The 21,590-nt window shown below is 43.0% G+C and carries 16 protein-coding genes; 7 read left to right on the forward strand and 9 right to left on the reverse strand.

Going from position 1 to position 21,590, the window contains the following annotated elements:
• Window positions 1-76 precede the first annotated feature (76 nt).
• The 5 genes from DUL71_RS10050 (at window position 77) to DUL71_RS10070 (ending at window position 6,825) form a co-directional block, all read left to right on the forward strand.
• Entirely contained in the window at window positions 77-1,072 is a 996-nt protein-coding gene (locus tag DUL71_RS10050) for an aldo/keto reductase (RefSeq protein ID WP_114937958.1), read from the forward strand.
• A 29-nt stretch (window positions 1,073-1,101) separates the two neighbouring features.
• The gene (locus tag DUL71_RS10055) at window positions 1,102-2,277 is read left to right on the forward strand and encodes a dipeptidase (protein WP_114937959.1); all 1,176 of its coding nucleotides are present in this window, start codon (window positions 1,102-1,104) and stop codon (window positions 2,275-2,277) included.
• A 73-nt stretch (window positions 2,278-2,350) separates the two neighbouring features.
• The gene (gene trxB / locus DUL71_RS10060) at window positions 2,351-3,307 is read left to right on the forward strand and encodes a thioredoxin-disulfide reductase (RefSeq protein ID WP_090526227.1); all 957 of its coding nucleotides are present in this window, start codon (window positions 2,351-2,353) and stop codon (window positions 3,305-3,307) included.
• A 456-nt stretch (window positions 3,308-3,763) separates the two neighbouring features.
• Window positions 3,764-6,067, forward strand: a complete 2,304-nt coding sequence (locus DUL71_RS10065; protein ID WP_114937960.1) for a family 20 glycosylhydrolase — start codon at window positions 3,764-3,766, stop codon at window positions 6,065-6,067.
• Between the two features lie 50 nt (window positions 6,068-6,117).
• A complete protein-coding gene (locus DUL71_RS10070) occupies window positions 6,118-6,825 on the forward strand; it encodes a hypothetical protein (RefSeq protein WP_161964409.1) in 708 nt (235 codons plus the stop codon).
• A 90-nt stretch (window positions 6,826-6,915) separates the two neighbouring features.
• Here the strand turns inward: DUL71_RS10070 and DUL71_RS10075 are convergent, their stop codons facing one another.
• The 6 genes from DUL71_RS10075 to DUL71_RS10100 form a co-directional block, all read right to left on the reverse strand.
• Complete coding sequence (locus DUL71_RS10075) at window positions 6,916-8,544, reverse strand: acyl-CoA carboxylase subunit beta (protein WP_114937962.1); 1,629 nt, start codon at window positions 8,542-8,544, stop codon at window positions 6,916-6,918.
• A gap of 93 nt (window positions 8,545-8,637) precedes the next feature.
• Window positions 8,638-9,222 carry an LOG family protein gene (locus DUL71_RS10080; RefSeq protein ID WP_114937963.1) on the reverse strand — a complete coding sequence of 195 codons (585 nt, stop codon included), beginning with the start codon at window positions 9,220-9,222 and terminating at the stop codon, window positions 8,638-8,640.
• Between the two features lie 66 nt (window positions 9,223-9,288).
• Window positions 9,289-9,897 (reverse strand): hypothetical protein, encoded by a 609-nt coding sequence (locus DUL71_RS10085; protein ID WP_114937964.1) that lies wholly within the window; start codon window positions 9,895-9,897, stop codon window positions 9,289-9,291.
• Between the two features lie 95 nt (window positions 9,898-9,992).
• Complete coding sequence (guaB, locus tag DUL71_RS10090; protein WP_112569091.1) at window positions 9,993-11,465, reverse strand: IMP dehydrogenase; 1,473 nt, start codon at window positions 11,463-11,465, stop codon at window positions 9,993-9,995.
• A gap of 270 nt (window positions 11,466-11,735) precedes the next feature.
• The gene (locus DUL71_RS10095) at window positions 11,736-13,013 is read right to left on the reverse strand and encodes a M16 family metallopeptidase (RefSeq protein WP_114937965.1); all 1,278 of its coding nucleotides are present in this window, start codon (window positions 13,011-13,013) and stop codon (window positions 11,736-11,738) included.
• 108 nt (window positions 13,014-13,121) lie between these two features.
• Window positions 13,122-14,360 (reverse strand): M16 family metallopeptidase, encoded by a 1,239-nt coding sequence (locus DUL71_RS10100; protein WP_114937966.1) that lies wholly within the window; start codon window positions 14,358-14,360, stop codon window positions 13,122-13,124.
• 123 nt (window positions 14,361-14,483) lie between these two features.
• On the opposite strand from DUL71_RS10100, the gene DUL71_RS10105 reads away from it, so the two are divergent.
• Complete coding sequence (locus tag DUL71_RS10105; RefSeq protein ID WP_114937967.1) at window positions 14,484-15,038, forward strand: hypothetical protein; 555 nt, start codon at window positions 14,484-14,486, stop codon at window positions 15,036-15,038.
• An 88-nt stretch (window positions 15,039-15,126) separates the two neighbouring features.
• On the opposite strand, the gene DUL71_RS10110 is transcribed toward DUL71_RS10105, so the two are convergent.
• The 3 genes from DUL71_RS10110 to clpB form a co-directional block, all read right to left on the reverse strand.
• Window positions 15,127-15,471 carry a phosphoribosylpyrophosphate synthetase gene (locus DUL71_RS10110; RefSeq protein WP_114937968.1) on the reverse strand — a complete coding sequence of 115 codons (345 nt, stop codon included), beginning with the start codon at window positions 15,469-15,471 and terminating at the stop codon, window positions 15,127-15,129.
• A gap of 174 nt (window positions 15,472-15,645) precedes the next feature.
• The gene (locus DUL71_RS10115) at window positions 15,646-17,259 is read right to left on the reverse strand and encodes a hypothetical protein (protein ID WP_208645520.1); all 1,614 of its coding nucleotides are present in this window, start codon (window positions 17,257-17,259) and stop codon (window positions 15,646-15,648) included.
• A gap of 217 nt (window positions 17,260-17,476) precedes the next feature.
• Complete coding sequence (gene clpB, locus DUL71_RS10120) at window positions 17,477-20,092, reverse strand: ATP-dependent chaperone ClpB (RefSeq protein WP_114937969.1); 2,616 nt, start codon at window positions 20,090-20,092, stop codon at window positions 17,477-17,479.
• 150 nt (window positions 20,093-20,242) lie between these two features.
• Between clpB and DUL71_RS10125 the strand changes: the two genes are divergently transcribed.
• Window positions 20,243-21,583, forward strand: a complete 1,341-nt coding sequence (locus DUL71_RS10125; RefSeq protein ID WP_114937970.1) for a sensor histidine kinase — start codon at window positions 20,243-20,245, stop codon at window positions 21,581-21,583.
• Window positions 21,584-21,590: the final 7 nt, after the last annotated feature.

Raw genomic sequence — 21,590 nt, forward strand, 5'->3', positions numbered from 1 at the left:
TCGATAAACGATAGCACTTTCAAATAATGTTTAAATAAATATATTTGGTGCATACAACAACAATCTACTCTTAAAAATGGAATACAGAAAATTAGGCGAAAGTAAACTAAGCGTATCGGCAATAACCTTTGGTGCATGGGCAGCAGGAGGCTGGATGTGGGGCGGCAATGACGACCAGGAAGCTATTGATGCTATGCGTGCTGCTTATGATCACGGAATAACTTCAATTGATACAGCCCCCGTTTACGGACAGGGCAAAAGCGAAGAACTTGTTGGCAAAGCCATCAAAGATTTCCCTCGCGATAAAGTGCAGATACTTACTAAATACGGCTTGCGCTGGGACCTTGCCAAAGGCGAATTCTTTTTTAAAAGCAAGGATAATAACGGTAAGGACATCGATGTTTATCGATACGCTGGTAAAGACAGCATTATTGCCGAGTGCGAAAGCAGCCTAAAACGTCTTGGCACCGATTATATCGACTTGTACCAGATCCATTGGTCGGACAAAACCACTCCTATCGAGGAAACCATGGAAGCAATTTTACGCTTGAAAGAACAGGGTAAGATCCGTGAGGCCGGTGTTTGTAATAATGATGTAAGCCAAATGCAAACCGCAGCAAAGACCATTAAACTGGCTGCAAACCAGGTTCCCGTCAGCATGGTTAACCGCGATATTGAGGATGAGCTGATCCCTTATTGTATTGAGAGCAGGAAAGCTATTTTGGCTTACAGTCCGCTTGAACGCGGCTTACTTACCGGCAAAATGAAAGCGGGCCAAAATTTCGGCGAAGGTGATCATCGTGCAGGCGTTAAATATTTCAAGGATCAGAACATCGAAAGTACCAATGCTTTCCTTGCCAAAATAAAACCGTTAGCCGACGAAAAAGGCGCTACGCTTGGGCAATTGGTAATCCGCTGGACAATTAATCATCCTGGTATAACCGTGGCCCTGGTTGGAGCCCGTAATGCCGAGCAATCTGTTCAAAATGCAAAGGCCATCAACATTCATATTAATGGCGAAGAAATGGAATTCATCAATAACCAGTTGAGTGACCTGGTAATTGTTGGATAATTCAGCAATCAATTTCCCTATCTTCCATTATGAAAAAATCGCTGCTATTCTTCCCTTTAATGCTGGCGTTGAGATTATCAGCCCAAAATGCTCAGCAAATACATCAAAAGGCTATTTTAATTGATACGCATAATGATGTTATTTCAAACGAGCTGATAACAGGCGCTGACCTGGGTAAACAACAAAGTGAAGGAAATTTTGATTTGATTCGCGCTAAAGAAGGAGGCCTCGATGCTCAGATTTTTTCTATCTGGTGTGGCGAGAGTTATGGCAAAGGAACAGCGTTTGCTTTTGCCAACCGGGAAATTGATTCGTTATACGCGCTTATCAAACGCAACCCCGATAAAATAGCCCTTGTTCGTAACACAACCGAACTGAAGAAAACAGTTGCTGCGAAAAAACTTGCCGCGTTGATAGGCGTTGAGGGCGGCCACATGATTGAGGACAGGATAGATTACATTGACAGCCTGGCAAAACGGGGAATGCGTTACCTCACACTAACCTGGAACAATAGCACTTCATGGGCAACTTCGGCACGCGACGAGGTCACTAAAAAAGACAGCCTGACACATTTAGGTCTAACAGATTATGGCAAGCAAATAGTAAAGCACCTGAATGATCTTGGCGTTATGGTTGATGTATCACATGTTGGTGAACGCACTTTTTATGATGTGCTGGCAACTACATCAAAACCTGTTATAGCCTCACATAGTTGTGCCTATAGCATTGACCCTAACCGCCGTAATTTAAAAGATGATCAACTGAAAGCGCTGGCAAAAAATGGCGGCGTGGTATGCATTAATTTTTATAGTGGTTTTGTTGATAGCACCTATACACCAAAAGTGCTTAAGTTTTTGGCCCAACACAAGGCAGAACTCGACTCATTGACAAAAGTTTACCATGATGTCGATCTGGCCAATATCAGGATAAATGCCTTGTACAAAACCGAATCGGACAGACTAAGGCCGCCACTTGACCTGCTAATTAAACACATTGATTATATAGTAAAACTTATTGGGGTTGACTACGTAGGAATAGGATCAGATTTTGACGGCGCCGAATCCTATCCCCTGGGATTGAATAGTGTTGCCGATTATCCTAAAATAACCGAAGCATTGCTAAAGATGGGCTATACTCAAAAGGATATTGATAAAATATTGGGAGGTAACGTAATGCGGGTGCTCGCAGCAAACACGGGCAAATGATGTCACTTTGTTGACGATATGCGCTTTGCCTTATGCGCTTAAAATCGTAAATTCGCAACTCATTTATAATAAAATGTCTCAAGAAACTGAACACGTAAAATGTCTGATCATTGGATCAGGTCCTGCAGGTTACACTGCAGCTATATATGCTTCCCGTGCTGATCTTAAACCTGTTATGTACACCGGTTTACTGGCAGGTGGTCAGCTTACACAAACTACCGAAGTTGAAAATTTCCCTGGATACCCACAAGGAATTATGGGCCCGGAGTTGATGGAAGATTTCCGTAAACAGGCTGAACGCCTGGGTACCGAAATCCGTTTTGGTTATGTAAGTTCTGTTGATTTTTCGAGCCTGCCTCATAAAGTTGTAGTAGATGATGTAAAAACCATCACTGCTGATACTGTAATTATCTCAACTGGCGCTTCGGCTAAATGGCTTGGCTTAGAGTCAGAGCAAAAATACAGCGGTTTTGGTGTTTCTGCCTGTGCTGTTTGCGATGGCTTTTTCTTTAAAGGTCAGGATGTAGCTATTGTTGGTGCCGGTGATACCGCTGCCGAAGAAGCTACCTACTTAGCAAAATTGGCCCGCAAGGTATACATGATTGTCCGCAGGGACGAGTTCCGCGCTTCAAAAGCGATGGTTCACCGTGTATTGAACACTCCTAACATTGAAATTTTATATAATACCGAAACCAAAGAAATTTTAGGTGATGGCCAAAGTGTTACCGGAGTTAAAGTGATCAATAACCAAACCAATGCCGAAACGGATCTTGATGTTACAGGTTTCTTCGTAGCAATTGGTCACCACCCTAATACCGATATCTTTAAAGGCTGGTTACACATGGACGAAACCGGTTACATCATTACCCGTCCGGGTTCGACCGAAACCAACGTTGAAGGCGTATTTTGTGCTGGCGATGCCCAGGATCACATTTACCGTCAGGCTGTAACGGCAGCGGGCACCGGTTGTATGGCCGCCATTGACGCAGAGCGTTATCTGGCAGCTAAAGAGCATGTGGTAACAGCTTAATTAATGGTTAGAGATTGGAGGTAAGAGATTAGTTTCTTAGCCTCAAAAAGCGATAGTTAACACTATCGCTTTTTTTATTAGGGCCAATTATCATTCATCAAACTTTCGGCACTTGCGTTAGGGATGGCAGCGGATACCGGCCAAGTGGCTAAGGCCCTGTGCAGTATGAGCGTACAGCCCGGGCCGCAGGCAACGCCCAAATTCAGAACCGGGATTTGGGGCGATTTTCGTATGCACGGTATTTTACTTTGAATACTGTTGTCTAAATTCGTATCAAACGCGTACAAGGTTCTTTTGAATTTACTTAGAGCATTCTGCTAATTCAAGTAATTATGCAAATTCGAGTTCAGACAAATACCTAATGAATTATTGAACAAACTTTTTACTCGTCAAAGCTTTTTATATTTTTTTAAAAAGTTTTATCTTACGGGCTCACACTAACCTGATTGATAAATTATGTATAAGAAGGCCTCTTTGATACTGCTTGCCGCGCTTGCAGTCTGTACAACTACGGTAAACGCGCAAAGCGGGGACCCAAACCTGGGTATTATCCCCGCCCCTGTTTCATTAAAAAAAGCTCCCGGACAATTTGTTTTGAGCCAGGAAACCACCATCCAGGCAGACACGCCTTCAAACAAAGCCGTTGTATTTTTCAAAGATTACCTGGCCAATAACCAAGCTTACAATAAGCCCGTTATTGTTAAAGGAGGCACAAGCACAAACGTAATCACCCTTACCACTGCCGGTACCGACGGCTTACCCGCCGAAGGATATCGTTTAACCATTACACCGCAGCAGGTTATTGTTGCAGGAAAAGGTGCCGGACTATTTTACGGCGTACAAACCTTGCTTCAGTTGATGCCGGCCGAACACGCCGCAACTATTAAGTTGCCATGTGTACAAGTTGAAGATTACCCGCGTTTTGGCTATAGGGGTGCTATGCTTGATGTAGGTCGTCACTTTTTTGGCGTGGAGATGGTTAAAAAATATATTGACTTGTTAGCTGCCTACAAACTAAATACTTTCCACTGGCACCTGACCGAAGATCAGGGCTGGCGTATTGAAATCAAAAAATACCCTAAGCTTACGCAGATCAGCAGTATGCGTGCACAAACGCTTATTGGCGGTTACCGCGACCGTACTCCGCAGCAATTTGACGGCACTCCTTATGGCGGCTTTTACACGCAGGATCAAATCAGGGAAGTGGTAAAATATGCATCCGACAGGTTCATTACCATTGTGCCGGAAATTGAGATGCCTGGTCACTCGCAAGCTGCCCTTGCTGCTTACCCTGAGTTAAGCTGCGATCCGTCAAAAACATACAAACCTGCCGAAACCTGGGGCGTATTCAATGACATTTATTGCCCGAACGAAAAAACATTTGCCTTTTTACAAGACGTGTTGACCGAAGTAATGGCACTTTTCCCGAGTAAATACATTCATATTGGTGGTGACGAAGCGCCAAAAGATGCCTGGAAAAAGTCTGCTTTTTGCCAGCAGTTAATTAAAAAATTAAAGCTTAAAGACGAGCACGCGCTGCAAAGCTATTTTATACAACGCATAGAGAAATTTTTAAACTCAAAAGGCAGGAGTATTATCGGTTGGGATGAGATTTTAGAAGGTGGCCTTGCCCCTAACGCTACTGTAATGAGCTGGCGAGGTGAAGACGGTGGTATTGCAGCGGCGCAACAAAAGCATAATGTGATCATGACGCCGGGAAGCAATGGTTTATATATTGACCACGGTCAGGGCAAACCAAGCCAGGAGCCATTGAGCATTGGTGGAAACGAACCGCTTTCGAAAATTTATAGCTATAACCCTACCCCTGCTGTATTATCGCCAGATGAACAAAAATACATCAAAGGCGTGCAAGCCAATTTATGGACGGAATATATAGCGACAGATGCCAAGGTTGAGTTTATGCTATTACCGAGGTTACTCGCTCTATCGGAAGTGGCCTGGTCGCCGCTGGCAAATAAAAATTATGCTGATTTTGCCGATACCCGTTTACCGGGGCACTTAGCATGGTTGGATAAAAATGGCTTTGATTATCACGTACCAACTGCCATTGGTGCAAAAGATACAGTAATGATAGGCAGTAAATTGACAGCAGTATTAAAACCATCAGTTGAGGGGGCTAAAATTCATTACACTATTGATGGTTACACGCCTCGCGAAACGGACCTGATTTATACAACTCCGTTAAATTTTGATGTACCTGATGGTCAATACCGCGAATTACAAACTATTGTAATTACCCCATCAGGCAGGCGCAGCAACGTTACACGCGCATTGGTTTATAATAAAGCGCCAATGGCTGCCGTTACTTATACAGGTACTGCAAATGGAGTTAAGTACCAGGTTTATCCCGGATTATATACCAGCACCAATCAATTAGGCGGTATGCCTGCCGATAGCGGAGTAACCAAAACCTTTAATACTGCCGATCTGAGAAAAAATAAAAGTAAATACGGTGTAATTTATACAGGATTTGTTAATATTGATGCTGATGGAGTTTATGGCTTCTCTACGTTATCTGCAGGTGGTTCGGTATTGTTAATTGACGATCAGCCAGTAGTTAACAACGATGGAAAACATGGGATGAATGAGGAAATGGGTGCCGCTCCGTTATTAAAAGGCTACCATAAAGTAACCGTAAAATATTTTGACCAGGGAACCGGTCCTGTTTCGCTGAAGTTGTTCATAACCGCTCCGGGCAAAACAAAGGCCGAGTTAACGCCGGATACATTGTACAACTAAGTTGAACTATATAAAATATGACTAACAGGCTTTACCTTTTTGCGTTTGCGATGAGCGCATTAATGGCAGGATGCGGCAGACAGGAAACAAAAACGCCTGCCGCTCCCACGGCACCTAAAAAGCCGGAATTAATGGCGCCTTTCAGGTTTCACAAACTGATAGAGGTATCGCCTGGGCAAAGCTATGATGTTTTAAGCTGGGGGCGTGGTGCTGAAGAAGCCGGGGCATTTATGATATTACATTCAGATTCGGCAGCGATAAAATACACCACAACCACCGGTGATCTGGATGGAGCTATTGTTGATGTTTACAATTCGGACATGGATGTGGATGGTAACCCTGAGATCCTGATCCAGGCTAAATCAAAAGACACAACAAATTACGCATCAATCTATGCCTTTGAATTTAACAACAACAAAGCAAACAAGCTCGACTTTCCAAAGCTAACAAGTTCACAGCGTAAGGGCTATCGTGGTAACGATAACTTTTATATCAGGGATGGTAAGCTGATGCGTGAGTTCCCGATATTCAATGGCACCGGTAAGGAGGCAAAGCCTTCGGGCGCTAAACGGCAGTTAGAATATGGCTTACGCGGCAATGAATTCACCGTAAAACAACTAAGCAAAGATTCTACAGATGTAAACAATAAAGCATCCGATAATCAACCTGCTAAAACTGAGGAGAAAAAATCATCTGAAAAGCAAAGCTCATCGTCATCAAGCTCTTCAAAGAAAAAGCATAAAAGACACAGAGGGTAAAACAAAACTTCAAAAAAGCGCCATTCCGGGATCCGGAAGGGCGCTTTTTCTTTTACTAATCTCTTATCTCCAACCTCTAATCACCAAAGACTACGTCTGTATCACACCTACATTGAAAGCCTTTTCAATAGGCGCGTGATTGGCCGCTTCAATTCCCATTGATATTACCTTGCGTGTTTCAAGCGGATCAATGATCCCATCAACCCAAAGACGGGCGGCGGCATAATATGGGGTAGTTTGGGAGTTATATTTATCTGTTATTTGTTTCAATAGTTCAGCTTCTTTTACAGCATCAACTTCTTCGCCTTTGGCTTTAAGACCAGCAGCCTGGATCTGTAACAGGGTTTTGGCGGCTTGTCCGCCGCCCATCACCGCGATTTTTGCTGATGGCCAGGCATAAATCAATCTCGGATCATAAGCTTTGCCACACATAGCATAATTGCCAGCTCCATAACTATTACCTACTACAATGGTAAACTTAGGGACTACAGAGTTTGCTACGGCATTCACCATTTTAGCCCCATCTTTTATAATCCCTCCCTGCTCCGACCGGCTGCCTACCATAAAACCTGTAACATCCTGTAAAAACACCAACGGAATCTTCTTCTGATTACAGTTCATAATAAAGCGGGTAGCCTTATCTGCCGAATCAGAATAAATCACGCCGCCAAACTGCATCTCCCCTTTTTTTGATTTGATCACTTTACGTTGGTTAGCTACAATTCCTACAGCCCAGCCATCAATCCGGCCCAGTCCGCAAATAATAGATTGACCGTAGCCATCTTTATAAGGTTCAAACTCTGAGTTATCCAACAAGCGAAGGATGATCTCCATCATATCATAAGCTTTCTCCCTGTTATCGGGCAGTACCCCGTAAATCTCTTTTTCGTCAAGTTTTGGGAGCGATGACTGGATCCTGTCGAAACCGGCTTTGGTATAATCGCCGGTCATGCTCATGATGTTGCGGATAGAATCAAGCGCCGCTTTATCGTTAGGTTGCTTATAGTCGGTAACGCCCGAGATCTCGCAATGCGTAGTAGCACCGCCGAGTGTTTCGTTATCTACATCCTCACCTATAGCCGATTTTACAAGATATGACCCCGCCAGGAAAACTGAACCAGTCCCCTCTACAATCATCGCTTCATCGCTCATGATGGGCAGGTATGCACCACCGGCAACGCATGAGCCCATAATAGCGGCAATTTGAATAATTCCCATACTGCTCATTACGGCATTGTTACGGAAGATCCTGCCGAAATGCTCCTTATCGGGGAAAATCTCATCCTGTAAAGGCAAATAAACGCCAGCCGAATCGACGAGATAAATGATAGGTAACTTGTTTTCGATAGCTATTTCCTGGGCGCGGAGGTTCTTTTTAGCTGTTATAGGGAACCAGGCACCGGCTTTTACAGTGGCATCGTTAGCCACAACAACACATTGCCTGCCTGCTATATACCCGATACCGCAAACGACTCCGCCAGATGGGCAACCACCATGCTCTGCATACATTCCATCGGCAACAAAAGCGCCAACCTCCAGCCATGGTTTATCTTTGTCAATCAGGTAACTTACCCGCTCACGGGCAAGCATTTTTCCTTTTTCCTTTTGTTTGGCAGCTGCTTTTTCGCCGCCGCCCTGGTATACTTTGTTTAGCCGGGTGTTTAATTCATAAACAAGCTGCTTATTAATATCTTCATTTTTATTGAATTCGATATTCATAATTGGTTTTAGATAGGAAATGTAATTTAGAAAATTTCCTGTCACAAAACCGCAAGTAGGAACTGATTTGTTTTGAAGATGTATTCAGGCAAACTAAGTAAGATCCTTATTCTCAAACCAAACCTCTTCAGGTGTGGCTTTGAAGTTATCCATCAGGTTTACCAATTCAATAGCATCTCCTGAGGTTATGATCAAATCGCGGTTAACCGGCTTAAGAAAACGTTGCTCAACCATGAAATCCAGCTGCTTCAATAACAGATCGTAAAAACCGTTCACATTAAGCAAGCCCACCGGCGATGAATGCAAGCCTAATTGCAGCCAGGTAAGTACTTCAAAAAATTCTTCGAGCGTACCAACACCACCAGGAAGTGTGATGATACCGTCGCTCATGTCGCTCATCATTTTTTTACGCTGGTGCATGTTTTCTACAATATGCAACTCGGTTAAACCGGTGTGCCCAACTTCTTTATCCATCAAAAACTGAGGGATAATTCCAATGGCTTTTCCTCCCCTGCTTAATACAGCATCGGCTATTAAACCCATAACCCCAACTTTACCTCCGCCATATACAAGCGATATGTCCCGGCTCACCATCACCTCGGCCAGTTGTTCAATAGCTTGTTTTAATGCAGCATCGCCATTAAAATTGGCACCACAGAATACACAAATAGATTTCATGCCCAATGATAACGAAATTTGATTAAAGCCCAATTAAGCTTTTGTTACCTGTTAATTGCGTGATTTTTACTGCTGAGTTAAAAACTCTACCAGTGGCTTCCGGTATTCTTCGTCTTTTTCGGTAAATTCGATAACCTTTTCATCGTTACGAATATTAAGGTAAATCTCTGCCTGGCCTCCTTTATCCGACTGAAAAAGCAATTTCAATTCAGTTGAATATGGACTATTTTCGATACTTTTTTTAGTATAGCTTTTGGCAAATTGGTGAAGATCTACATAGGAAACGTTTACCTTTTCCGGAAACTTTTTAGCTGATATACCCAATCCATAGATATCACTCAGGGCATTTCTGAAATCATCACTTGGTTTGCCAAGGGTTTTTATGGTAATTCCGTTTCCAAATCCCCTTTCGTTTTGCTTGTCCCGGTCGGGAATCTCTATTTTAAAGCCTACAAGCTTGTTTTTATATGTTGCCTTTAAATCATAAACGGTAGATGAATCGAGTTTTGTTTTATGATCGATACTTAGATTAATATCTACAGCGCCGTTATCATTTTCTGCGGGATTAACGAGCAACCCAACAGAACCGGAACTTTTTGCCCGGGCAGATTTGCGTACAATAATGATAATAACTAAAAACAACAGGAATAAAAAAGCAGGGATAAGAAATTTCATTTAGTTACAGCAGATAAGGTTCGGTAAACAAATACGCCCTAAAGTTCGCAAATAAATTGAACTTTAGGGCGTATGAAATTTTACTTTTTACAGAATTACCTGCTGGTATAGTTAGGTGCTTCTTTAGTAATAGTAATATCGTGCGGATGGCTTTCGCGCATACCGGCAGCCGTGATACGAACAAACTTGGCTTTCTGCAAATCTTCGATATTAGCAGCACCGCAGTAGTGCATACCTGCACGTAAACCGCCAATGTATTGGAATATTACTTCGGCCATGCTACCTTTAAAAGGTACACGACCAACAATACCTTCAGGAACCAGTTTGGTTACTACATCGGTCTCATCCTGGAAATAGCGGTCTTTTGAACCTTTTGCCATGGCTTCAACCGAACCCATGCCGCGGTATGATTTAAATTTACGGCCTTCGTATATGATAGTTTCGCCTGGTGATTCTTCAACACCGGCAAATAACGAACCTGCCATAATTGAACTTGCACCTGCAGCAATAGCTTTAACAATATCACCTGTTTGTTTGATGCCACCATCGGCAATTACAGGGATACCACGGCCTTCAAGCGCTTTGGCGCATTCATATACCGCGTATAACTGAGGCACACCAACACCGGCAATGATACGGGTAGTACAAATTGAACCCGGACCAATACCAACTTTAACAGCATCAGCACCTGCATCGGCAAGGGCAAGGGCAGCATCGCCAGTGGCTATGTTACCGGCAATTACCTGCAAGTTTGGATAAAGCTTTTTAACAGCCTTAACCATATCAATAACTCCTTTTGAATGGCCGTGAGCTGTATCAACCGTAACCACATCAACACCAGCGTTAACCAGTGCGGTTACACGGTCAATATTATCAGCAGCTACACCAACTGCGGCACCTACGCGTAAGCGACCAAATTCGTCTTTACAGGCGTTAGGAAAGTTTTTAACTTTTTGAATGTCTTTATAAGTGATCAGGCCTACCAGCTTCCCATCTTTATTAATCACCGGTAGTTTCTCAATCTTATTACTTTGCAATATGTTGGCAGCATCAACCAAAGTAGTTCCTTCCGGTGCAGTGATCAGGTTAGTTTTGGTCATCACCTCGGTTACCGGAACGCTCATATCCTTTTGGAAACGAAGGTCGCGGTTGGTGATAATACCTTTCAGGTTTTGATCTGCATCAATAACCGGGATACCACCAATGCTGAATTCTTTCATCAGTTGAAAGGCATCTGCTAACAAAGCATCTTCGCGTAAGGTAACTGGGTCCTGGATCATTCCGCTTTCTGAGCGTTTCACCTTGCGCACCTCGTCTGCCTGGGCCTGGATGGTCATGTTTTTGTGTAACATACCAATGCCACCCGCCTGAGCAATGGCAATAGCCAGCTCAGCCTCGGTAACGGTATCCATAGCGGCCGAGATAATAGGAATGTTTAAACGGATGCTCTTAGTTAAGTAAGTTCCGGTATTCACTTCGCGCGGTAAAACTTCTGAATAAGCCGGGAGTAGTAAAACGTCGTCGTAAGTTAATCCTTCGGCAACAAATTTTGATGGGTCTAACTGCATAGCAAATAATTATTTTGGAGTTATTATTTGCCGGGCAAAGGTAATAAAATATTTCGGATCTCGGAATTTAGATTTCGGATTTATTTAAAATTGCCTTAAGATGATAATTCAGGATTTTGGAATTGGGATGTTCGATTTCGGATTTAGGTATGAGTATTTATAATTTTAGATGTTCCATTTAAGTTAACAGAAATAGAACATCTAAAATCAAAATAAATCCGAAATCGAAATTCCGAAATTCGAAATCAAAATAAATCCCCAATCAAACAATCAATACTTCCCTACTATAACCTTATAAAACTGGTCGAAGTTAAAATAAGTGTTAGCCAGCTGGATCAGCTTATCTGATGTTATATTTTTTACCGTTGTAGTATACCTGTCGTAGTAATCATAATCCAAACCGGCAAAATAGATACTCTTGAACTTGTCGGCATGTGAAAATACATTTTCGAGGCTGCCCAATAACGATCCCAACATATAGTTGCGCACCAGGGATAACTCTTCTTCAGGTACCAGTTCGGTTTTCAGCGTATTGATTTCCTTTTCAATTTCTGCAACTGCCAATTTACAAACGTCTGCACCTACTTCGGTAGCTATAAAAAACGAGCCTACTTGTTTAAATGAAGCTAATCCCGAACCTATACCATAGGTGTAGCCTTTATCTTCACGTATATTAGCCATTAATCGCGATCCGAAATACCCACCCAATACAGTATTCAAAACTTGCAGCGGCTGAAAGTCTGCATGCGAACGGTTGATGATAGGTGTACCTATTCTGATTGCGGATTGCAATGCTTCCGGTTTCTCTGTAAAATAAAACAAATCGGTAGCAGCTTTAATATCAGGCTGAATTGTTACACCAATCTCCGATGTATTTGGCCAGCTTTTATCAAATGTGTCTGTCAGCAGTGTCAGCGTTTCAGATTCTATTTTACCCGCTATAACAATAGTACAATTTGCCGGCTGATACATTTTTTTGTAATGGGCCAGCATATCATCCTGCTGTAGTGTTTGGTAATCGCCCATTTCTGCGGCATAGCCAAAAATAGTGCTACCGTAAACAGCCCTGTTAAACGCACGGCGAGCCACCACGTCATTTTTCTGAAGGCTAACCTGTAACTTTTGCTGCTGATTACGTTTAAATGTTTCCAGCTCTTTTTCGGGGAAGATAGAGTTATTCAGGATATCGGCAATAACGGGCAGTGTATGATGCAGGTGCTTATTCAAGCTGTATAAAGTTACCTGCGAATTTTCATACCCATAGTCTACCTGCAAAAAGGCGCCGTAAAAATCAATTTTATCGGCAATTTGCGCGGCGGTTAAAGTTGTGGTACCATCCGTAAGCATGGAGTTTACAGCCATGTTTAACAATGGTTTTGCCGGATCAAAAGTTAGGTTACTGAAGATCCATTCAATGCGTACCAGTTCCTGATCGCCGGAGTTGAAGCAAAAAATGTTAACGCCATTATCAAGCTGCAGATGCTGCGGCCTGATCAGGCTAATATTATCGATAGCCCTGAACTCAGGAGCTAATTGTCTGTTGATCATATGAATGTTATATCTTTAACCGTGATTTGCATGATTTTGGGATTTCCTAATATCACCATAATAGATCCATCAAGACAATCCTAAAATCCCATAAATCAAGGTTCTGTTTTACTTTTCGGCTAAATAAATAAGCGTTGATGAATTATCTTCCCTGAACAGTTTATTAGCCTGTTCTTTTACCTGCCCGGCACTTACGGCAAGGTATTTAGCTGTTTCGTGGTTAATCAAATCTGCATCACCCAGTAACTCAAACGAGGCCAGGTTCATGGCCTTATCCAGCAACGACATTTCTGAAAATATCATTGTGGATTCGGTTTTGTTCTGCACTTTGGTAAGCTCATCTGCCGGGATTTCCTCAGCTTTTATTTTCTCCAACTCTTCCCATAAAGCAGCTTCCCCTTGTTCAATACTAATGCCATCAAGCGGCTTGCCTTCTAACACAAACATACCTTTATCCAGGCTGCCGGTAATGTAAGCATGTACTTCACTGAAGATCTGTTTTTCCTTGATCAGCGATTTATACAGCCTTGACGAATTACCACGCGAAAGCACATCAGAAAGCAATTCAACAGCATAATAATCCGCATCGGTACGTGCGCCCATCTGGAAGGCTATATAAACATCGTTAAGTGGCACTTTAGCAGTCACCGTTTCACGACGGGCTTCCGTTTGCTCCGGCTCCTGCGGTAAGTCGCGGTGATATTTTTCGCCCGCCGGTATAGCGCCGAACCATTTTTCGGAAAGCTCTTTTACCTGTTCGGTTGTAACGTTACCCCCTACTACCATAATGGCATTTTGAGGGTTATAATGTTTTTTGAAAAAGGCTTTTACATCTTCGATCTTAGCGTCTTCAATATGCTTGATGGTTTTGCCAATAGTAGCCCAGCGATAAGGATGCGTTTTATAAACCAGCGGACGAAGCTTTAACCAAACATCGCCATAAGGCTGGTTCAGGTAACGCTGCTTAAACTCTTCAATAACCACATTACGCTGTACCTCAAGGCTTTTTTCGCTAAACGCGAGGCTCAGCATACGGTCGCTTTCAAGCCAAAAGGCTGTTTCCAGGTTGGCAGATGGTAGGGTGATATAATAGTTGGTGATATCGTTACTGGTAAAGGCATTATTTTCGCCGCCTACCCTTTGCAGCGGCTCGTCATAAACTGGAATATTTACAGAGCCACCAAACATCAGGTGCTCAAATAAATGGGCGAAACCGGTTTGTTCAGGATCTTCATCGCGTGCGCCAACATCATATAAAATATTGAGCACGGCCATAGGTGTGGTATTATCTTCATGCACAATAACCCTGAGGCCATTGTCAAGCGTAAATCGGTTGAATTTAACCATGTATCTATTAAATTGTTAGTACGGATAGCAAATGTATAACTTTTGATGACATTGAAAGTGAGCATCAAAAATGAATGAGTGTTTTAGGTTAGGTACAGGTATTTTTTTACTTTTAAGCTACCAATGACCCGCGACGAACTTACCCAAAAAATTGCGAATACCATAGGCAAACTTAAGGTACTTGAGTTGAGCCGGATTTTAAGGGAACAGCAATTTGATTTACATGATTTGATTGACATTACCTTTCATCCTGATAAACCGCTCGCCTTCCGCGCTGCATGGTTGCTGGAAAATATGTTCCTGCAAGATCCCGGTGTTTTTACTCAAAACCTTGAGTATTTAATTGAACGCTTTTCGCAGGTAACCAACCCAGGCTGTCAAAGGCACTATGCCAAAATACTGATGCACGCTACCGAAGAGAAGGAACAATCGCCTGTAAAACAAAAACTGAACACGCTTAACCTTGAGCCTGCCGTTGAGCAGCTTTTTGACTGGATGATAAATTCCAAGGTAAAAATAGCGGTGAAAGTATTTGCAGGCTGGGCTTTGCTTAATTTAAGACACCGCTATCCCTGGGTGGCTGATGAATTGCCGGCTCAATTGGAGTTTTTAATGCGCGATGGTACTGCAGCTATACAATCGGCAGGAAGAAAGATGCTACAGGAGCTAAACTCCTAAAAAAGCCAAAAGCCGACAACAAATATTAAGGCTGTCCCTACCACAATATTTGTTACCGACTTTTAACTTAAGACTTTAAACTTATAACCTAAGCGGTTGGCCTGTCTTCGCCATGCAGGTTATGGCTTACCATGTAATGATGCAATTTGGCATCAATGGCCGATGTGCTGTCATTAGCATAGGTACCGTAGGCGTTTACAAGCACCCCTTTTAAGTTATATTTTGATGATGACACCGCGTACACTATCGACATGTCTGACGGGTTACTCGCGCCTTCAAAGCGGTAAAACTCATCTATCTCAAAATCATCAGCTGTCATTTGTATATTTTTCTCCTTATCATCAATGGTATCGCCATCAAGGCTAAGGTTGGCCGTATATCCTCTCTTCAGGAGGTCGTTAGTGGCATCCACTAAGGTTTCATAATTTTTCATGGTGACGTTTTTGTATAGGTAAATAAAAAACGATCTGATTGATCACCTTTTAATATATAACCTAAAAGGCAACTGACTTGTTTGAACCTGAGAAATAAAAAAGTCCCGTTGCCATTGGCAACAGGACTTAAACTAACAATTGAAACTTACCCTTTCGGAAAAACGTTTATTAATTTATTGAGCTTTAGCCAGCCACAATGATGCATTTAAGTGGAATGATGAATGTGAGGTGTAACCCGACGGAGCATCGCCAGACCAGCCATTAAACAAACTATCACCTGTATCGCCAGTGCCATCATCAGCATCAGAACTATCGCCAATCCAAACTACACGACCGCTTCCGTAGGTAGCCAATAAAGCCATTGCATTAGCATTGCCACCATTAGTAGCACTGTTACGCCAGAATAAACCCTGTACACTTGAGTTATTGCCTGGGAATAACGTTGCTGTTGAACCATCATAGAAAGCCATTTTTGAGGCAGTACCTGCTGCGCCGTTCAATACTTTTTGCGCATCGGCGTTTGAACCTGTGTACACGTTAGTTGATGGACTTTCGTTGATATCAACGTAGTTAATATTAAAACCAAAAGGGTTATTGTTGTTGATGCCATTGTTGGTCATCAAATCGTTCCAAACCCTTGGCGAGTCATAACCATCACCGTCACGGTCTGATGGATTATAGCCATTAGCATCGGTACCGGCTGTTGTAGCCGCGGTATGATCTGCAATCATGAATAAACCACCACCGTTAGCCACAAAGTTCATCAGGGCAGTTTTTTCGGCAGCAGTAAATAAACGGTTAGGTTCGCAAACCACAAATACATCATAGTTGCTTAAATCCTGAGCACCACCGCCACCGTAAGTAATAGCTGTGCCAACAGGTAATGATTCAACCAATTCACCACGTTTTACCAGCTCTACCGCCCAGGCAGAAAGCGCGCCTTTCCAATAGGTTTCGGCAGTGGTAGAGGTAATACCAGTGTATGATGGTGTAGGGATACGCTGAGCCTTGGTTTCGGTAGTAGTACCGCCAGTGTAGATAGCAACCTGCTCGGTGCCATCAGCGTCAATCTGCCAGTCGGCGCTACCTGCGTTTTCAAGGTGACTTGCATCAAACAGGAATTTCTTACCTGTAAGTACAGTACCGCCGCCACCGCCTGTGCCGCCACCGGCGTTATCATTGATTGTGATGTCATCTATGTTGATACGATTGCTACCGCCTGTAAGCTTGCGGATCTCTAAACGAACGTTACCGGTTTGTGTAACCGTAAATGTTGATGTGGCAAGTGTTGCAGTAGTTGTAATTGCCGAACCTGATTGAGCCCAGGTTGAACCTCCGTTAACTGAGTAGAACAAGCCCCAAGTGCTCGGAGTATCACCATTGTAAGTGGCACTTTTAATAGTTACAGTGCTGATGCCGGTAGTAACATCAAACAACATGGTAATTTTACCGGTGTTACGTACGCGGGCACTCCATGAACCTGCTTTTTGGTCGGCAGCGAGATTACCGATCAGGGCATCATACATGTTCCATGAACTGCCCGATAAAGTAACATTGTCGCCGCTTGAAGAACCGGTTGGAGATACGTCATAAGCAGTTTTAGGGCTGGTTGAACCAACTTCAAACCCCTGTGTTAAGGACACAGCTAAGGTTTTGATTGTTTTAGTGCTGGTAGTTTGATCAGCATCTGTTAGTGCAGGCATCTGACCATTTTTTTGGCAACTTGCCAGCATGCCGGTTGCGGCAGCGGCCAATACCCACACACGCAGGTTAGTAAGCTTTAGCATAATGATTTTTTAGGTTTTAATGTATAAGTTAACAATATAAAATTATACGGTAACCCATTAGAAATGTTAGGCATAGTTTGTTTTCATTTCATTAACTTATCGTTAATCAAAAAAGTTACAACAGCTATCCCTCAGCATTTTTATTAGTAATACCCAAAAAAAAGAGCGACCCGTAGGACGCTCTTTTCATTATATATAGAGTTATTAATAGTTGATTTTATTTAGCTGCTTCGGCAACCTTTGGCGTATTCAGGAATACAAACTGGTTATCAAACATGTCTATTTTAATAGAGCTGTCTTTATCAACCGTGCCAGCCAGAATCTGTTTACTCAACTCGTTCAGGATCTTCTTCTGAATAACGCGTTTCAACGGACGCGCGCCAAATTGCGGATCATAACCTAACTGAGCTAACCAATCCAAAGCCTCGTCTGATGCTTCGATGGTTACACCCATTTCGGCAAGGGTATCCTGAACCTGTTTAAACTGCAGCTTAACAATGTCATGGATCTCGTCGCGGTTAAGCGGAGTAAACATGATGATCTCATCTATCCTGTTTAAAAACTCCGGACGGATGGTTACCTTTAACAGGTTAAACAACTCGTTCTTAGTTTTTGCTACCAGTTCATCGCGGTTGGTATCTTCCAGGTTCTGAAAGTTTTCCTGGATGATGTTTGAACCAATGTTTGAGGTCATGATAATGATGGTGTTTTTGAAATTCACCACACGACCTTTGTTATCAGTTAAGCGACCATCATCCAATACCTGCAACAGGATATTAAATACATCGGGGTGAGCTTTTTCAATTTCATCCAGTAGAACCACGCTGTAAGGCTTACGACGCACGGCCTCCGTTAACTGCCCACCTTCATCATACCCAACATAGCCCGGAGGCGCTCCTATCAGCCTTGACACAGCATGGCGTTCCTGGTATTCACTCATATCTATCCTCACAAGCGCGCCTTCGTCATTAAACAGGTACTCGGCCAAAGCCTTAGCCAGCTCGGTTTTACCTACACCGGTTGTACCTAAAAATATGAACGAACCTATTGGCCTGCGCTTATCCTGCAAGCCTGCACGGCTTCGGCGGATAGCATCACTTATTGCTTCTATCGCTTCTTCCTGCCCGGCCACACGTTTGTGCAATTCGGCTTCCAGGTTAAGCAGTTTCTCACGTTCGCTCTGGATCATTTTGCTAACCGGGATGCCTGTCCAGCGGCTTACTACACCGGCAATATCGTCGGCGGTAACTTCCTCTTTCAGCATGCGGCTGTCGCTCTGATTTTCAAGCAGGGCAGCTTTCAGCTTTTCAACTTCGGCCTGTGCCTGTACTATGGTACCGTAGCGTAATTCGGCTACTTTACCATAATCACCGGCGCGTTCGGCCTGTTCAGCTTCCAGCTTATAATTTTCTATCAGCTCAACCTTAGCGTTGATGCCATCAACAAGATCTTTTTCACCTTTCCATTTGGCACGTAGCGAATCGCGTTGTTGCGACAGGTTGGCAATTTCTTCACTTAGTTCGGCAACCTTGCGGTCGTCTTTTTCACGCTTGATGGCTTCGCGCTCAATTTCAAGCTGCATGATGCGGCGCTCCAGTTCATCAACCACTTCCGGTACCGAATCCATTTCCAAACGAAGTTTTGAAGCTGCTTCGTCCATCAGGTCGATAGCTTTATCTGGTAAAAACCTGTCGGAAATATAGCGTTGTGACATTTCGACAGAAGCGATGATCGCTTCGTCTTTGATCCTCACTTTGTGGTGGGTTTCATAACGCTCTTTCAAGCCACGTAAAATTGAAATGGCATCAGCAGCATCAGGTTCTTCAACCATCACCTTCTGGAAACGGCGTTCCAATGCTTTATCTTTTTCAAGATATTTCTGATACTCGTTAAGCGTAGTTGCACCAATGGAGCGAAGTTCGCCACGCGCTAAGGCAGGTTTCAGGATATTAGCAGCATCCATAGCACCTTCTCCCCCGCCGGCTCCAACCAATGTGTGGATCTCATCAATAAACAGGATGATCTCGCCATCACTTTGGGTTACTTCTTTTACAACGGCCTTTAATCGTTCTTCAAACTCACCTTTGTATTTGGCGCCTGCTATCAGCGCGCCCATATCCAGCGAGTACACAACTTTGGTTTTCAGGCTCTCAGGCACATCGCCTTTAATGATCCTGAAAGCAATACCTTCGGCGATGGCTGTTTTACCAACACCAGGTTCGCCAACCAGAATAGGGTTGTTTTTAGTACGGCGTGAAAGGATCTGGATTACACGGCGAATTTCATCGTCGCGGCCAATAACCGGATCCAACTTGCCAGAGCCTGCATATTCATTCAGGTTACGGGCGTATTTGTTAAGGGCATTGTAAGTAGCTTCGGCGTTTTGATCGGTCACTTTGCTATCGCCACGTAATTCGATGATGGCTTTTTTCAGGTCTTTTTCATTCACACCCGAATCTTTAAGCATGGTGCTCACTGCACCACCGGCTGCCAAAATTCCCAGCAGCACGTGCTCAACCGATACAAATTCATCCTTAAATTCCTTTAAATATCCTGTAGCTTTTTGCAAAGCCGAATTTGCTTCAGACGAAAGATATACGTTGCTCCCGCTTACTTTAGGGAACGATGCGATCTGCGCATCAAGCGTATCGTTTAACCTGTTCAGGTTAACGTTTAATTTCTTTAATAAGTAGGTAATTACGTTTTCATCAACCAGCAACAAGCCTTTAAGCAGATGTGCGGTCTCAATTGCCTGCTGTTGGTTACCAACAGCAATTTCAGAAGCCTTCTGCACGGCCTCCTGAGCTTTTATGGTAAAGTTGTTAAAATTCATAGTGATTAGTTGTGATCAAATTATCTGCCATTTAACCTATAGTGAAAAAATGTCATTCAATTGCAAAACCGAATGGCGTTTTGTCATATTCCTGTTACATAAACCAGAAATAAATTCATAGTTTTGTTATAATCTATGCTATAATATCAGGTGAATACCCATTTCTTTTTTAACAGCCTTCCGATAAAATACCGTTCGCAATACCGCGACTACTATACCTACCAAAACCTGGTGGCTATAAGAGGCGCCAGTATGATATTTTTGGTGCTAAACGTAATTATCCGCGCCCTTTACCTCGTATTCCCGGTTAGTTTAACAAAAGCTCAAAACTTCCCCGAATTTAGCTTCAGTAATTGGGTTTTTATTATTGTTACGCCTATTTTTCTGATAGCAAGCAATCTTTTTATAGCAAGTTTCAAAAGCCATAAAAAAGCAACAACAGGTATGTCGCTGCTTGTGTTTTTGTTTTCGCTTTATATTATTGTTTGCGGAATGTATTCGAGCTTTATAGCTACCTCTGATCCAAGCAACGCGCTCACGTTATATCTTGTTGCTTTGAGCCTGATCAGCGTAATATTTGTTTTTGAGTACTATGAAACTATTTTACTGCTTGTAGCCGTTGAGGTGTTTTTCACTTCGCTGTTATTTTACAGCCAAACCCCGGCTACCGATATGCTGTATAACCAGTTGATATCGGCTATTTTACTTTCTGGCTTTTATTTTACATCGAGGTATTTTTTTACTTATAAGGCCAATTACTACTTACAGGTGATCGAGATCCGTGAGAAAAACGCCGAGATAGAAAAAGCCAGCGAATTTAAAAACCAGGTATTGGGTATGGTAGCCCATGATTTACGAAACCCTATAGGAGCCGTCGAGTCAATTGCCATGATGATGGAGCTTGATGAAGTTGATGAGGACACACAAGATAACATCAATATGATGAAGGCATCATGCGTAAAAGCCAGAAGCATCATTGATGACTTACTTGAGGCTGCCAAAAACGAGAATATAGCTGTTTTTCAAACCCAGAATACCGAACTGAACCAATGGCTTAACAGTATTGTAAGCCAATGGAACTTACAACAAGGAAATAAGGTTAATGTGCTGTTCATTAGTCATACAGCTGCTGTAAACGCGCATATCAACCACGAAAAATTTCACCGGGTTATTGATAACCTGATCAGCAATGCTGTAAAGTTTTCGAAAGACCGGGACCGCGTAGATATACGCCTGGCTAAACAAACAGATGTGGTGACTATCGAGGTTCAGGATTATGGTATGGGCATTCCGGCCGACATGCTTCCGGAGATCTTCAACCGGTTTTCAAAGGCCGGCCGCACAGGTTTACGCGGAGAAAAATCAACGGGGCTTGGCTTAAGCATAGTGCGCCAGATCATCGAAAAACACAATGGTATTATTACCGTTACCAGTACCGAGGGACAAGGATCAACTTTCAGGATCACGCTACCGGCAACCAACCCGTTTTAAGGATCTG

It is taken from the genome of Mucilaginibacter endophyticus, from assembly GCF_003351025.1.
Classification (GTDB): domain Bacteria; phylum Bacteroidota; class Bacteroidia; order Sphingobacteriales; family Sphingobacteriaceae; genus Mucilaginibacter; species Mucilaginibacter endophyticus.

Bases quoted from the DNA above. Each gene is read 5' to 3' on its own strand.
- DUL71_RS10110 (WP_114937968.1), bottom strand. From the start codon at position 15,471: ATGAAAAATTATGAAACCTTAGTGGATGCCACTAACGACCTCCTGAAG.
- DUL71_RS10100 (WP_114937966.1), bottom strand. From the start codon at position 14,360: ATGGTTAAATTCAACCGATTTACGCTTGACAATGGCCTCAGGGTTATT.
- DUL71_RS10075 (WP_114937962.1), bottom strand. From the start codon at position 8,544: ATGAATATCGAATTCAATAAAAATGAAGATATTAATAAGCAGCTTGTT.
- DUL71_RS10095 (WP_114937965.1), bottom strand. From the start codon at position 13,013: ATGATCAACAGACAATTAGCTCCTGAGTTCAGGGCTATCGATAATATT.
- DUL71_RS10070 (WP_161964409.1), top strand. From the start codon at position 6,118: ATGAGCGCATTAATGGCAGGATGCGGCAGACAGGAAACAAAAACGCCT.
- DUL71_RS10085 (WP_114937964.1), bottom strand. From the start codon at position 9,897: ATGAAATTTCTTATCCCTGCTTTTTTATTCCTGTTGTTTTTAGTTATT.
- DUL71_RS10065 (WP_114937960.1), top strand. From the start codon at position 3,764: ATGTATAAGAAGGCCTCTTTGATACTGCTTGCCGCGCTTGCAGTCTGT.
- DUL71_RS10115 (WP_208645520.1), bottom strand. From the start codon at position 17,259: ATGCTAAAGCTTACTAACCTGCGTGTGTGGGTATTGGCCGCTGCCGCA.
- DUL71_RS10055 (WP_114937959.1), top strand. From the start codon at position 1,102: ATGAAAAAATCGCTGCTATTCTTCCCTTTAATGCTGGCGTTGAGATTA.
- clpB (WP_114937969.1), bottom strand. From the start codon at position 20,092: ATGAATTTTAACAACTTTACCATAAAAGCTCAGGAGGCCGTGCAGAAG.
- DUL71_RS10050 (WP_114937958.1), top strand. From the start codon at position 77: ATGGAATACAGAAAATTAGGCGAAAGTAAACTAAGCGTATCGGCAATA.
- guaB (WP_112569091.1), bottom strand. From the start codon at position 11,465: ATGCAGTTAGACCCATCAAAATTTGTTGCCGAAGGATTAACTTACGAC.
- DUL71_RS10080 (WP_114937963.1), bottom strand. From the start codon at position 9,222: ATGAAATCTATTTGTGTATTCTGTGGTGCCAATTTTAATGGCGATGCT.
- trxB (WP_090526227.1), top strand. From the start codon at position 2,351: ATGTCTCAAGAAACTGAACACGTAAAATGTCTGATCATTGGATCAGGT.
- DUL71_RS10105 (WP_114937967.1), top strand. From the start codon at position 14,484: ATGACCCGCGACGAACTTACCCAAAAAATTGCGAATACCATAGGCAAA.